The organism is Pseudomonas sp. D4002, assembly GCF_013385665.1.
Lineage (GTDB): Bacteria > Pseudomonadota > Gammaproteobacteria > Pseudomonadales > Pseudomonadaceae > Aquipseudomonas.
In genome coordinates, this window is sequence record NZ_JACAPN010000014.1 from 65,268 (window position 1) to 79,183 (window position 13,916).

Annotated in this window: 13 protein-coding genes; 10 read left to right on the forward strand and 3 right to left on the reverse strand. The window is 61.2% G+C overall.

What is annotated here, in order from left to right:
• Window positions 1-142 precede the first annotated feature (142 nt).
• The 9 genes from HX824_RS07465 to pqqE all read left to right on the forward strand — a co-directional run bounded on the left by HX824_RS07465 (window position 143) and on the right by pqqE (window position 9,094).
• Window positions 143-625 carry an Lrp/AsnC family transcriptional regulator gene (locus HX824_RS07465; RefSeq protein ID WP_050543199.1) on the forward strand — a complete coding sequence of 161 codons (483 nt, stop codon included), beginning with the start codon at window positions 143-145 and terminating at the stop codon, window positions 623-625.
• Between the two features lie 167 nt (window positions 626-792).
• A complete protein-coding gene (locus HX824_RS07470; protein WP_087694768.1) occupies window positions 793-2,475 on the forward strand; it encodes an NAD(P)/FAD-dependent oxidoreductase in 1,683 nt (560 codons plus the stop codon).
• A 10-nt stretch (window positions 2,476-2,485) separates the two neighbouring features.
• Window positions 2,486-3,280: a carbon-nitrogen hydrolase family protein gene (locus HX824_RS07475; RefSeq protein WP_003211036.1), complete on the forward strand. Its 795-nt coding sequence runs from the start codon at window positions 2,486-2,488 to the stop codon at window positions 3,278-3,280.
• A gap of 50 nt (window positions 3,281-3,330) precedes the next feature.
• A complete protein-coding gene (gene pqqF / locus HX824_RS07480; RefSeq protein WP_177054398.1) occupies window positions 3,331-5,703 on the forward strand; it encodes a pyrroloquinoline quinone biosynthesis protein PqqF in 2,373 nt (790 codons plus the stop codon).
• 159 nt (window positions 5,704-5,862) lie between these two features.
• The gene (pqqA, locus tag HX824_RS07485) at window positions 5,863-5,937 is read left to right on the forward strand and encodes a pyrroloquinoline quinone precursor peptide PqqA (protein WP_003194766.1); all 75 of its coding nucleotides are present in this window, start codon (window positions 5,863-5,865) and stop codon (window positions 5,935-5,937) included.
• Between the two features lie 77 nt (window positions 5,938-6,014).
• Complete coding sequence (pqqB, locus tag HX824_RS07490; RefSeq protein WP_003211040.1) at window positions 6,015-6,926, forward strand: pyrroloquinoline quinone biosynthesis protein PqqB; 912 nt, start codon at window positions 6,015-6,017, stop codon at window positions 6,924-6,926.
• An 11-nt stretch (window positions 6,927-6,937) separates the two neighbouring features.
• Window positions 6,938-7,690, forward strand: a complete 753-nt coding sequence (gene pqqC / locus HX824_RS07495) for a pyrroloquinoline-quinone synthase PqqC (RefSeq protein ID WP_003211042.1) — start codon at window positions 6,938-6,940, stop codon at window positions 7,688-7,690.
• Entirely contained in the window at window positions 7,687-7,962 is a 276-nt protein-coding gene (gene pqqD / locus HX824_RS07500) for a pyrroloquinoline quinone biosynthesis peptide chaperone PqqD (protein ID WP_003211043.1), read from the forward strand. The genes pqqC and pqqD overlap by 4 nt, the downstream gene beginning before the upstream one ends.
• The gene (gene pqqE / locus HX824_RS07505; RefSeq protein ID WP_177054399.1) at window positions 7,955-9,094 is read left to right on the forward strand and encodes a pyrroloquinoline quinone biosynthesis protein PqqE; all 1,140 of its coding nucleotides are present in this window, start codon (window positions 7,955-7,957) and stop codon (window positions 9,092-9,094) included. The genes pqqD and pqqE overlap by 8 nt, the downstream gene beginning before the upstream one ends.
• 6 nt (window positions 9,095-9,100) lie before the next feature.
• Here the strand turns inward: pqqE and HX824_RS07510 are convergent, their stop codons facing one another.
• Together HX824_RS07510 and HX824_RS07515 are read right to left on the reverse strand one after the other, a co-directional pair.
• A complete protein-coding gene (locus HX824_RS07510) occupies window positions 9,101-9,259 on the reverse strand; it encodes a YqaE/Pmp3 family membrane protein (protein WP_003211049.1) in 159 nt (52 codons plus the stop codon).
• Window positions 9,260-9,445: 186 nt separating this feature from the next.
• On the reverse strand, window positions 9,446-10,726 hold the full coding sequence (locus HX824_RS07515; protein ID WP_102370042.1) for an aspartate aminotransferase family protein: 1,281 nt from the start codon (window positions 10,724-10,726) through the stop codon (window positions 9,446-9,448).
• Window positions 10,727-10,935: 209 nt separating this feature from the next.
• Between HX824_RS07515 and HX824_RS07520 the strand changes: the two genes are divergently transcribed.
• Window positions 10,936-11,826 carry a LysR family transcriptional regulator gene (locus tag HX824_RS07520; RefSeq protein WP_003211052.1) on the forward strand — a complete coding sequence of 297 codons (891 nt, stop codon included), beginning with the start codon at window positions 10,936-10,938 and terminating at the stop codon, window positions 11,824-11,826.
• A gap of 226 nt (window positions 11,827-12,052) precedes the next feature.
• On the opposite strand, the gene HX824_RS07525 is transcribed toward HX824_RS07520, so the two are convergent.
• Window positions 12,053-13,831 (reverse strand): acyl-CoA dehydrogenase C-terminal domain-containing protein, encoded by a 1,779-nt coding sequence (locus HX824_RS07525; RefSeq protein ID WP_177054400.1) that lies wholly within the window; start codon window positions 13,829-13,831, stop codon window positions 12,053-12,055.
• Window positions 13,832-13,916 lie beyond the last annotated feature (85 nt).

Genomic DNA, 13,916 nt, shown 5'->3' on the forward strand with positions numbered 1-13,916 from the left:
TATACCTAACGCAAAATAATGTACCAAACAGTTACTTTTCACAATCTGGCACAAAATAATGTGTTCGATCAGCGGCGAAAATAAATTCCCGGCCGGGCGGGCAGTATCGCCAGGACCGAGCCTGTAACATGCTCGCCCATTGATGCCCGCGCCGGAGAACACCTTGCCCGCCTCTCACCCTCCCGTCCTCGATGAAATCGATCGCCAGTTGATCGCCGCCTTGCAGATCAACGCGCGTGAAAGCGTGGCCATGCTTGCCCGGCAACTGGGCATCGCGCGCACCACCGTCACCTCACGCCTGGCGCGCCTGGAAAAAACCCAGGTGATTACCGGCTATGGCGTGCGCCTCAGCCAGCGGGTGGTGGACGGTGGTTTGCAGGCCTACGTGGGGATCACCGTGCAACCGCGCTCCGGCAAGGAAGTGCTGCGCCGGATCAGTGCCATGGCGCAGGTTCAGCAGTTATGTGCGGTAAGCGGCGAGTTCGATTACGTGGCCTGGCTGCGCACCGATTCGCCGGAACAGCTGGATCAACTGCTGGACCAGATCGGCAGCGTCGACGGCGTGGAGAAGACCACCACCTCGATCATCCTCAGTAACAAACTGGATCGCGGACAACCAATCTGACCAGCAAGCTCGTCACTCTGACTAAAAACAATTCAATCCGACGACACATTGCGTCTTATTAACGAACGCTACGCTCCCTAGAATGGCTGCCATCTTTTCCTATACTCAGCGGGTCGCGCCCCGCCGAGCCGCCAGCAAGGTCAGCCATGAGCATTCCTTCCAGCACCATCAGCAAGCCCAACCGCCACCCCGCCACCGGTAAAAAGCCGATCACTATCTTTGGCCCGGACTTCCCGTTCGCCTTTGATGACTGGATCGAGCATCCGGCGGGCCTGGGCAGCATTCCGGCGGCCAACCACGGCGCCGAAGTGGCGATCGTCGGCGCCGGGATTGCCGGGCTGGTGGCCGCCTATGAGCTGATGAAGCTCGGCCTGAAACCCGTGGTGTATGAAGCCTCGAAAATGGGTGGCCGCCTGCGCTCCCAGGCGTTCGAAGGCGCCGAAGGCATCATCGCGGAACTGGGTGGCATGCGCTTCCCGGTGTCCTCCACCGCGTTCTACCACTATGTAGACAAGCTCGGGCTGGAGACCAAACCCTTCCCCAACCCGCTGACGCCGGCTTCCGGCAGCACGGTCATCGACCTCGAAGGCCAGACGCACTACGCACAGAAACTCGCTGACCTTCCTGCACTGTTCCAGGAAGTGGCTGACGCCTGGGCCGACGCCCTGGAAGCCGGCTCGCAGTTCGCCGATATCCAGCAAGCCATCCGCGACCGTGACGTACCGCGCCTGAAAGAGCTGTGGAATACGCTGGTTCCGTTGTGGGACGACCGCACCTTCTACGACTTCGTGGCGACCTCCAAAGCGTTCGCCAAGTTGTCCTTTCATCACCGCGAAGTGTTCGGCCAGGTCGGCTTTGGCACCGGCGGCTGGGACTCGGACTTCCCCAACTCGATGCTGGAAATCTTCCGCGTGGTGATGACCAACTGCGACGATCACCAGCATCTGGTGGTCGGCGGCGTCGCCCAAGTGCCCATGGGCATCTGGCGCCATGTGCCGGAGCGTTGCGCCCACTGGCCGGAAGGCACCAGCCTCAGCTCCCTGCACAACGGCGCGCCACGGGCCGGGGTCAAGCGCATTGCCCACGCGCCGGACGGCCGTTTCGCCGTCACCGACAACTACGGTGACACCCGTGAATACGCCGCCGTGCTGACCACCTGCCAGAGCTGGCTGCTGACCACCCAGATCGAGTGCGACGAAACCCTGTTCTCGCAAAAGATGTGGATGGCCCTGGACCGCACCCGCTACATGCAGTCGTCGAAGACCTTCGTGATGGTCGACCGGCCATTCTGGAAGGACAAGGATCCGGAAACCGGCCGCGACCTGATGAGCATGACGCTGACGGATCGCCTGACCCGCGGCACCTATCTGTTCGACAACGGCGACGACAAGCCGGGGGTGATCTGCCTGTCCTACTCCTGGATGAGCGATGCGCTGAAAATGCTTCCGCAACCCATCGAGAAACGCGTGAAACTGGCTCTGGATGCGCTGAAGAAGATCTACCCGAAAGTCGACATCGCCGCGCGGATCATCGGCGACCCGATCACCGTGTCATGGGAAGCCGACCCGCATTTCCTCGGCGCTTTCAAAGGCGCACTTCCCGGTCACTATCGCTACAACCAACGGATGTACGCGCACTTCATGCAGAAGGACATGCCGGCGGAGCAACGCGGTATTTTCATCGCCGGTGACGACGTGTCCTGGACCCCGGCGTGGGTTGAAGGCGCCGTGCAAACCTCGCTGAACGCGGTGTGGGGCATCATGACTCACTTCGGTGGCAGCACTCACCCGCAGAACCCGGGGCCGGGGGATGTGTTCGACGAGATCGGGCCGATCGCACTGCCCGAGTAAGGAGTTGCCCATGCGTGTTGCCCTGTATCAATGCCCACCTTTGCCGCTGGACGTGGCCGGTAATCTCAAGCGCCTGCATCAGTTGGCGCAAGAGGCCACCGACGCCGACCTGCTGGTACTGCCGGAGATGTTTCTCACCGGCTATAACATCGGCGTGGAAGCGGTCGGCGCCCTGGCTGAAACCCAGGACGGCCCATCCGCACAGTCCATCGCCGCGCTGGCGAAAAACTCGGGCGTGGCGATTCTGTATGGCTATCCGGAGCGCGGTGCAGACGGGCAGATCTACAACGCCGTGCAGTTGATAGACGCCAACGGCCAACGCCTGTGCAACTACCGCAAGACCCACCTGTTTGGCGACCTCGACAACTCGATGTTCAGCGCCGGGGACGATGATTTTCCGCTGGTGGAATTGAACGGCTGGAAGCTGGGTTTCCTGATTTGCTATGACCTGGAATTCCCGGAGAACACCCGGCGCCTGGCGCTGGCCGGGGCGGAGTTGATCCTGGTGCCGACGGCCAATATGGTGCCCTTCGATTTCGTCGCCGATGTGACCGTGCGGGCGCGGGCGTTTGAAAACCAGTGTTATGTGGCTTACGCCAATTACTGCGGGCAGGAAGGCGAGATCCAGTATTGCGGGCAAAGCAGCATCGCCGCGCCGGATGGCCAGCGGATTGCCCAGGCCGGTCTGGATGAAGCGCTGATCGTGGGCACACTTGATCGGCAGTTGATGGTCGACTCACGCGCGGCCAATCGCTACCTGCTGGACCGGCGTCCCGAGCTTTATGGTGCGTTGCACAAGCACTGATCCGGCAGGTTTGCGCTAGCATAGGCACTTCCTACGTTTCGGAAGTGCTCATGCCTGCGCCGGCCCACCCTCATCACCTTCAATTGACCTTGGCCAGCGGCCTGCGGGTTTCCTTGCATCATGCGCCGCGCTTGAAGCGCGCCGCGGCTGCCTTGCGCGTTGCAGCGGGCAGCCACGATGTACCCCTGGCGTGGCCGGGACTGGCGCATTTTCTTGAGCATTTATTGTTCCTGGGCACCGAGCGTTTTCCTGCAAGCGAAGGGCTGATGGCCTACGTCCAGCGCCAGGGTGGACAGGTGAATGCCAGCACCCGCGAGCGCACTACCGACTTTTTCTTTGAGGTGCCTGTTACGGCATTTGAAGCCGCACTGGAGCGCCTGGGGGACATGCTCGCCCAGCCGCGCCTGGCCCTGGAAGACCAGTTGCGTGAGCGCGAAGTATTGCAGGCGGAGTTTATTGCCTGGTCGCAAGATGCCACGGCGCAACAGCAACAAGCGTTGCTGGGAGGTGTTGCGGCGGGTCATCCGTTGCGCGCGTTTCATGCGGGCAACCGGGATAGCTTGGCGGTAGAGCGTGAGGATTTTCAGCAGGCGTTGCGGGATTTTTATGAAGGTTTCTATCATTCCGGGCAGATGACCTTGAGCCTTGCGGGCCCTCAGTCGCTGGTGGAGCTGGAGGCATTGGCGCATCAGTTTGGCGCTGCGCTGAAGACTGCACCTCTGCGGCGACAGACGCCGGCGCCAGCGTTGCTGGCCGGCAATCAACGTACTTATCAACACACCGATGAACACCACTGGCATCAGGTGGTGGCAAGCGAGGCTTCCCCTGAGGCGCTGGATTTCCTCTGCCTGTGGCTGAACACTTCGGCGCCCGGCGGGTTGCTCGCCGAGTTGCAGTCGCGGCAGTTAGTCAGTGCCATTAACGCAACGGCGCTGTATCAATTTGCCGGACAGGCGTTGTTGGATATCAAGTTCACCCTGGACACTCAGGGTGCGCAGCAGACGACACTGATCGAAGAACTGCTGCACGACTGGCTGAGCTTTTTCGCACACAGTGACTGGGCGCCCCTGCGGGAAGAGCACGCCTTGCTGCTTGCTCGCAAACAACAGGTCAGTGGTGCCCTGGCATTGGCCCGGCAGGACAAGGAACTGGTCCTGTCCGAGCAGAGCGCCAGCTCCCTCAAGACCCTGCTGGACTCGCTGCAATTGCCGCCGTCCCGGCACGCCTGGCAACTGCCGCCCACCAATCCGTTCCTGCAGCCGGCAGCCAGGGAAGAGCGCCCGGGGCTGATTCGCGGGCAAACCAGCGCCCATCGCGGCCTGCGTACGTTCGCCCAGGATCGCTCCCGTGGACGGAAGGATCTTTCGGCGCTGACCTTCAGCCAGGCCTTGCCAGGCGACACAGATGAAGGTGCGCTCTACCTGCGCTGGCATCTGGATTCGCCGCTGGATGCAGAGCTTTTCCCACGGCTGCGTGAGAACGCCAGCCAGGCTGGCGTCCAGTTGTCTTTCGAGACAATCGGCGGTCACTGCCAGCTGAAGATGCTAGGGCTGCACGAACCCATGCCCGCGATATTGGAGGAAGTGGCCCGTGAGCTGACCCGCCTCGACGAAAATGCCGGAGCGTCATCGTTCCCGGCACCGGCAATGGCGATCCGACAGTTGCTCAAGGCATTACCCGAGTATTGCGCCGACATCCCAGCTGCACAGCAGGTTGCTGGGCAAGACCGATGGTCAACCGCTCGCTGGCAAGGGCTTGCCGTGGGACTGCCCGCCGCCTGCGAGACGGCGATAAAAAGTGCAGCCGGGAAACTGCCCGGCCAACCCCAAGCGGCTATCAGCGAACTGCCGTCAATCAGCAGCCAGCATCGTTGGCACGAAGTCAGGACCGATTCCAGCGACGCCGCGTTGCTGCTGTTCTGCCCGACACCCACACGCTCCCTGGCGGACGAGGCTTGCTGGCGCCTCCTCGCACATCTGGTGCAAGCGCCGTTCTACCAGCAACTGCGTGTTGAGCTTCAATTGGGCTACGCGGTGTTCAGCGGCATCCGACAGTACAACGGGCAAACCGGCCTGCTGTTTGGGGTGCAATCCCCAAGCGCGTCTCTTGCGCAAATACTTAATCACCTGCAGGCGTTCCTGAAGCAACTGCCCGCGCTGATCAACGCCAGCGAACTGCCGAACGATCTGGCCCGGCAATTTTCCCTCGACGCCCTACCCACTTCCCAAGCCGCTGAACTGCTCTGGCACGCGCACTTGGCAGGCCACCCGTCGGATTACATCCAGCAGCTGCAAGATTTCATCCAGACCCGCACCCGCGAGGATTTAATGGTAGCTGCACAGCAACTCGATGCTGCTGCAGGCGGATGGCGCTGTGTGGCCAATGGCGCTTGTGCCGCCGGCTCCTGGCAACGATCTGGCTGATCATTGCCGCTTCGGTAAAAGGCTTTTTCCCGCAGGACAGCGCTATCTTCAAAAGAAGTACGTAACATTCACATGCACACATCTGAACATCTCCGCTTGGAGGTGGACTATATGTATTACTTGGTAGTAAACGTCCCTTCCCTTCGTAGGAGTAAGAACATGACCTGGTCCAAACCTGCTTACACTGATCTGCGTATCGGCTTTGAAGTCACCATGTACTTTGCCAGCCGCTGATTGGCTTTGTATCGCAATGCAACGCCTCGGCTCGCCCGGGGCGTTTTTATTTTTGAGTTGTGTGTAATGGAGCGGCCATGTTTGTCCAGATTCTAGGTTCCGCCGCGGGCGGTGGTTTCCCGCAATGGAACTGCAACTGCGTGAACTGTGCAGGTTTTCGCGACGGTAGCCTGCGGGCCGAGGCGCGTACCCAGTCGTCCATCGCGATTTCCGATGACGGCGTGAACTGGGTGCTGTGCAACGCCTCGCCAGATATCCGCGCCCAGCTTCAAGGCTTCGCCCCGATGCAACCGGGCCGCGCGCTGCGGGATACCGGCATCAGCGCGATCATCCTGATGGACAGCCAGATCGACCACACCACCGGCCTGCTCAGCCTGCGCGAAGGCTGCCCGCACCAGGTGTGGTGCACCGACATGGTCCATGAAGACCTGAGCACCGGCTTCCCGCTGTTCACCATGCTGACCCACTGGAACGGCGGCCTGGCCTGGAACCGCATCGAGCTGGACGCCAGCTTCACGATCCCCGCCTGCCCCAACCTGCGCTTCACACCATTGCCGCTGCGCAGCGCGGCACCGCCCTACTCGCCTCACCGATTCGACCCACACCCGGGCGACAACATCGGCCTGATCGTCGAAGACCTGCGCACCGGCGGCAAGCTGTTCTATGCGCCGGGCCTGGGCAAGGTTGACGCACCGTTGCTGGAAATCATGGCCGGCAGCGATTGCCTGCTGGTGGACGGCACGATGTGGGACGACGACGAAATGCAGCGCCGTGGCGTCGGCACCCGCACCGGTCGCGAGATGGGCCACCTGGCACAAAACGGCCCCGGCGGCATGCTGGAAGTGCTGGAGCAGTTGCCCAAGCAGCGCAAGGTGCTTATCCACATCAACAACACCAACCCGATCCTGGATGAGGACTCGCCCGAGCGAGCCGAGCTGCTGCGACGCAATGTGGAAGTGGCGTACGACGGCATGAGCATTGAATTGTAGGAGCGAGCCAAATGACTGACACACCGCTGACCACCGCCGAGTTCGAACAGGCCCTGCGCGCCAAGGGCGCCTTCTACCATATCCATCACCCGTATCACGTGGCGATGTACGAAGGCCGCGCCACACGCGAGCAGATCCAGGGCTGGGTCGCCAACCGTTTTTATTACCAGGTGAACATTCCCCTCAAGGACGCCGCGATCCTGGCCAACTGCCCGGACCGGGAGATTCGTCGTGAGTGGATCCAGCGCCTGCTGGATCACGACGGCGCTCCCGGCGAAGACGGCGGCATTGAAGCCTGGTTGCGCCTGGGACAGGCCGTCGGCCTCGACCCGGATCAACTGCGCTCCCAGGAGTTGGTACTGCCGGGCGTACGATTTGCGGTAGACGCCTACGTCAACTTCGCCCGCCGGGCCAGCTGGCAGGAAGCCGCCAGCAGTTCCCTGACCGAGTTGTTCGCCCCGCAGATCCACCAGTCGCGCCTCGACAGCTGGCCCCAGCATTACCCGTGGATCGACCCGGCCGGCTACGAGTATTTCCGCACCCGCCTGGGCCAGGCTCGCCGGGATGTGGAGCACGGTCTGGCCATCACCCTGCAGCACTACACCACCCGCGAAGGCCAGGAGCGCATGCTGGAAATTCTCCAGTTCAAACTGGACATTCTTTGGAGCATGCTCGATGCAATGAGCATGGCTTATGAACTGAAACGCCCGCCGTATCACAGCGTGACCGACCAGCGTGTATGGCATAAGGGGATCACCCTATGAGCTTCGATCGCAGCAAAAAACCGACCTGGCGCCAGGGCTATCGTTTCCAGTACGAACCGGCGCAAAAAGGCCATGTGCTGCTGTACCCGGAAGGCATGATCAAGCTCAACGACAGCGCCGCGTTGATCGGTGGCTTGATCGACGGCGAGCGCGATGTCAGCGCAATCATCGCCGAGTTGGACAAGCAGTTCCCTGGCGTGCCCGAGCTCGGTGAAGACATCGAGCAATTCATGGAGGTTGCCCGTGCTCAGCACTGGATCGAACTTGCCTGACCTGCCACCCAAGCCGGAAATCGGCCTGCCGCTCTGGTTGCTGGCCGAGCTGACCTACCGCTGCCCGCTGCAATGCCCGTACTGCTCCAATCCGCTGGATTTCGCCGAGCAGGGCAAGGAACTGAGCACGGAACAGTGGATCAAGGTATTTCGTGAAGCCCGGGAAATGGGCGCTGCGCAACTGGGGTTTTCCGGCGGTGAGCCGCTGGTGCGCCAGGACCTCGCCGAACTGATCGCCGAGGCGCGCAAGCTGGGTTTCTATACCAACCTGATCACATCCGGCATCGGCCTCACCGAGCAGAAGATCAGCGACTTCAAGAAGGCCGGCCTGGACCATATCCAGATCAGTTTCCAGGCCAGTGACGAGCAAGTGAACAACTTGCTGGCCGGCTCGAAAAAAGCCTTCGCGCAAAAATTCGAAATGGCCCGGGCAGTGAAAGCCCATGGCTACCCGATGGTGCTGAACTTCGTCACCCATCGGCACAATATCGACAAGATCGACCGCATCATTGAGCTGTGCATTGCCCTGGAAGCGGACTTTGTCGAGCTTGCCACCTGCCAGTTCTACGGCTGGGCCCAGCTCAATCGGGTCGGCCTGTTGCCGACCCAGGAACAGCTGGTGCGCGCCGAACGCATCACCAACGAATACCGCGCCAAGCTCGAAGCCGAAGGCCACCCGTGCAAGCTGATATTCGTCACGCCGGATTACTACGAGGAACGCCCGAAAGCCTGCATGAATGGCTGGGGCAGCATCTTTCTGACAGTAACGCCGGACGGTACTGCCCTGCCGTGCCACGGAGCCCGACAGATGCCGGTGCAATTTCCCAACGTGCGCGACCACAGCATGCAACACATCTGGTACGACTCGTTCGGCTTCAACCGCTTTCGCGGCTACGACTGGATGCCCGAGCCGTGCCGTTCATGCGATGAGAAGGAAAAGGACTTCGGCGGCTGCCGCTGCCAGGCGTTCATGCTGACCGGAGATGCCAGCAATGCTGACCCGGTGTGCAGCAAATCGGAGCACCACGGCATGATCCTCCAGGCCCGCGAAGAAGCGGAGCACGCCACCCAGACCATTGAGCAACTGGCCTTTCGCAATGAGCGCAACTCACGGCTGATCGCGAAAGGCTGAGGTCTTTTAGCGTTTGGCGATGATGTACACCGCGTGCACGATGCCGGGAATGTAACCGCACAAGGTCAGCAGGATGTTCAGCCAGAACGCGCCAGCGAAACCCACTTGCAGGAACACACCCAGTGGCGGCAGCAGAATAGCGATGATGATGCGAATGATATCCATGGGTTCAGCTCCAGAAAATCGGCTCGTGTGAGCCGTACAAGCTAATCGACCTTGGCCGTTGGTAAGGGTTCAGTGGGATCTGGCACTCAGCCATCGTCTAATTCACGGACAAAAAAACGCCCCCAGCCAAAAGAATCAGGCTGGAGGCGCCGCGTATACCGCGAGACGGTTCAGGAAATATGGGGCTTAAACGGCAATGCCCTTGCGGCATTGCAGCTGTGCAGTGCGCACCCGGGAGAAGGTACGGGCCAGACGCAGGAGCATTTCGTCGACGTTGCTTTTGCTCAATGTGAGCGCCGGGGTGAAGCGCAGGCAATCGGGTTGCGGCGCGCTCAGGATCAGGCCTTCACTGAGCGCGGCGTTTACCACCGCATCTGCCGAATCCTCCGACAGAGTCAGTCCCCACATCAGGCCCTGGCCGCGCAGTTCACCCTGGTCATAGCGATGCGCCAGGCGGGCAAGCCCTTCACCCAGGTAAGTGCCGACCTCGCAGACGTGTTCAAGAAATCCGTGGTTCAGAACCGTATCAAGCACCGCCACACCGGCGGAAGCCATCAGCGCGTTGCCGTGGTGGGTGCCTTCCAGCTCACCCAGCTCAAAACAACACGCTTTGCCTCGTGCCAGCAAAGCCGCCAGCGGCACACCACCCCCCAAGCCCTTGCCCAGGGTGATGATGTCGGCGCGAACGCCATAGTGCTGTTCGGCGAGCAACGTGCCACAACGGCCGGTGCCGGTTTGCACTTCATCGAGGATCAACAGAATTCCCAGCTCACGGCACAGACGTTCGACACCCTTGAGGTAATGCTCGGTCGCGGGAATGACGCCGGCATCGTTCTGGATCGGTTCCAGCATGATTGCTACGGTTTGCGCATCCACCGCCGCGTGCAGCGCCGGCAGGTCGTTGAACGGCACGTGGCTGAAGCCTGGCAACTGGGGCTCAAAACGGTTTTCACTGGCGGCTGCCGAGGCCGACATCGCGGCAAAGCTGCGGCCATGGCAACCGTTGCTCGCGGTGATGATGCGATAGGCGCCACCACGGTGCAGTTGGCCCCATTTGCGCGCCAGCTTGATGGCCGCTTCGCAGGCTTCCGCGCCGCTGTTGAGCAGGTAGGCCTGGTCGCTGCCGGTGCGATGGCACAGGCGGTCGGCGAGGTTCAGTTGAACGCGGTTGTGCAGGCTGTTACCGGGATTGATCAGCGATTGGGCCTGATCGGCCAGCGCCTTGGTCACTGCCTGTGGGCTATGGCCCAGGCTGTTGGCGCCGCCACCCTGGCTGAAGTCGAGATAGGCGCGGTCTTCGCTGTCCCACAGCCAGGAGCCCTGGCCGCGTACAAACACCTGGGGCGGGCGGGCCACGCTGGGCATCAGGCAATCGCTGGAAAGATCGTCTCGCAGAGCCGGGGTCTTCGCCTCGAGGATCAGATCATCCAGGCTGGGGGCGGGGCGACGCAGGTTGAACAGGTTCATGGATGAACCCCTTTGGCAATCGCACCTTGGTCGGTATTACCGATAAACCCATGGCGGAGGTTTTTTGCCTTGCCTATGCAAACACCGTCAACATAAACACTACTCATCTTGCTTTCCGGCCCTGTAAGCCCTGTGAATAGGCGCTAGACTAGGCGCCTTGGGGGCACTCGGCCATTTCGATTTTCCAGCATTTTCGATAAGCATTACTTATGGATTTCAAGCAACTGCGTTATTTCGTCGCGGTGTACGAAGAAGGCCATGTGGGGCGGGCAGCGGAGCGCCTGTCGATCTCCCAGCCAGCTTTGTCGCAGCAGATTCGCCAGCTCGAGCAAAACCTTGATGTGAGCCTGTTCGAACGCAGCAGCAAGCGCCTGCTGCCGACCCTCGCCGCCCACACTTTGTATAACCACGCCCTGCCCTTGCTCGACGGTATGCAGCACGCGGTGGAAGCACTGCGCAACTTCAAGGGCCAGGCACTGCGCACCTTGGCGATCGGCGTGCTGCAAACCGTGCACACCAGCCTGGTGCCGCAGATGCTCGAACGGGTGCGCAAGGCCCAGCCGCACCTGGTCGTACAGATCTACGAGCTGACCGGGATGGAAATCGAACGCCGGCTGCTCAACGGCTCGCTGGATATCGGCATCAGCTACCTGCCGCCACGCCAGCCGGGGCTGCACGGCGTGCTGCTGTATGAAGATGAACTGAAGGTGGTCATCCCGGCTGATCACCCGCTGCGGGAATTCAAGAAAGTCTCCCTGAAGCAAGCCGCCGAGTTACCCATGTTGCTGCTGGGGGAAGAGTTTCAGGTGCGCCAGATATGGCAAGGTCAATTGGCCAACCTGGGCCGACGCCCGCAAGTGCAGGCCGAGTTGAATACGATGGCGGGGATTCTCGACAGCCTGCCCCACACCAAGCTGGCGACGGTGCTTCCCGGACGCTCCCAGGATGAACACAACAGCAAGGCGTTGCTGTGGAAACCCTTGAGCGAACCACGGGTGCCGTTGAAAGTGGGGTTGGTGTGCCGGGATGTGCAGCGCCAGCAGGCGACGCTGGAATTGTTGCGCACGCTGCTGGAAGACGTGATGAACGCGCCCGCCTGACTTTTTCGCAGGCAAAAGAAAACCCCGCCGAAGCGGGGCTTTGCAGACTGTTTCCCTGACATCCATTTCACTCCGCCTTCCTGGCAGAATCCTACGTGTCCGTGTTGTTGCTTTGCGCTTCCTGCGCGACGTCCATGTGAAGTAGATTATCCGTGGATCCAATTTGGCGATAGAGGACGAATAGCAGCACGTCATGTAAGAGAATGCTTACACGCCCTCCAAGTCCTTAGAACAGTGCTTCATCCAGCAAGAACAGCGATTCGCTACCGGCTTTTACCGAGGCGCTGAGGGACGCGATCCGCGGCAGCAAGCGCGCAAAGTAGAAACGCGCGGTGCCCAGCTTGCTCGCGTAGAAGTCTTCCTGAGCCTCTTTACCCAGAGCCGCCTTGGCCATCAGGGCCCACATGTAGGCATAAGCCATGTAGCCGAACGCGTGCAGGTATTCCACGGATGCCGCGCCGATTTCATTCGGGTTGGATTTGGCGCGGTCCAGCAGCCAGGCGGTCAGTTCGTCCAGGTCATCCACGGCCGCGTCCAGCGGCTTGGTGAATTCGGCCAGTTCGGCGCCGGCAGTGGCGGTGAAATGGCGGATCTCATCAGCGAACAGCTTGTAGAACGCCCCACCGCTGCCGACGATCTTGCGTCCCACCAGGTCCAGGGCCTGAATGCCGTTGGTGCCTTCGTAGATCTGGGTGATGCGCACATCACGCACCAGTTGCTCCTGGCCCCATTCGCGAATGTAGCCGTGGCCGCCGAAAATCTGCTGGCCGTGCACGGTGGTTTCCAGGCCCAGGTCGGTCAGGAACGCCTTGGCAACCGGGGTCAGCAGAGCAACCAGATCGTCCGCGCGTTTGCGGACGGTGGCGTCTTCGCTGAACTTGGCGGTGTCGAGCTGCATCGCCACATAGGTGGAGAACGCACGGCCACCTTCGTTCGAGGCTTTCATGGTCAGCAGCATGCGCCGCACGTCCGGGTGGACGATGATTGGGTCAGCGACCTTGTCCTTGGCTTTCGGACCGGTTGGCGAACGGCTTTGCAGGCGGTCGCGCGCATATTCGATAGCGTTCTGATAAGAGCGCTCACCGGAGGCCAGGCCCTGGATGCCCACACCCAGGCGCTCGTAGTTCATCATGGTGAACATCGCGGCCAGGCCACGGTTAGGCTCGCCCACGAGGTAGCCCACGGCTTCGTCGAAGTTCATCACGCAGGTCGCAGACGCCTGGATGCCCATCTTGTGTTCGATGGAGCCGCAGGTCACCGGATTGCGCGCCCCCAGGCTGCCGTCGGCATTGACCATGAACTTGGGCACCAGGAACAGCGAAATACCCTTGGGACCCGCCGGTGCGTCCGGGAGCTTGGCCAGCACCAGGTGGATGATGTTCTCGGTGAGGTCGTGCTCGCCACCGGTGATGAAGATCTTGGTGCCGCTGACCTTGTAGGAACCGTCTGCCTGAGGCTCGGCCTTGGTCCGAATTATCCCAAGGTCAGTGCCGGCATGAGGTTCGGTCAGGCACATGGAACCGGCCCACACGCCGGAGTACATATTCGGCAGATAAGTGGCCTTGAGCTCTTCACTGGCGTGGGTGTTGATCGACACGCAGGCGCCGGAGGTCAGCATCGGGTAGAGGCCGAAGGCCAGGCCCGAGGAGTTGATCATCTCTTCTACCTGGGCCGACACTGCCTTGGGCATGCCCATGCCGCCGTACGCCGGGTCGCCGCCAACACCTACCCAACCGCCTTCAGCGTAGGTTTTGTAGGCGTCCTTGAAGCCAGCCGGGGTGAAGACCGCGCCATTCTCCCAGCGGCAGCCTTCTTCGTCGCCGCCGCGGCTGAGCGGGGCGACGGTCTTGGAGGTGACTTTGCCGGCTTCTTCGAGGATTGCCTCAACGGTCTCGGCGTCGACGGTCTCCGCCAGCGCGGGCAGTTGGGCCCAGAGTTTGGCGACCTCGAAAACTTCGTTGAGGACGAAGCGCATATCGCGCAGCGGCGCTTTGTAGTCAGCCATGGCAAACCTCGTGAGAACTTTAACGTTATTCGGGTGGGGTCGGTTTTACAGACCCCGAGTGTAACCGAACAACTTTTGTGACACA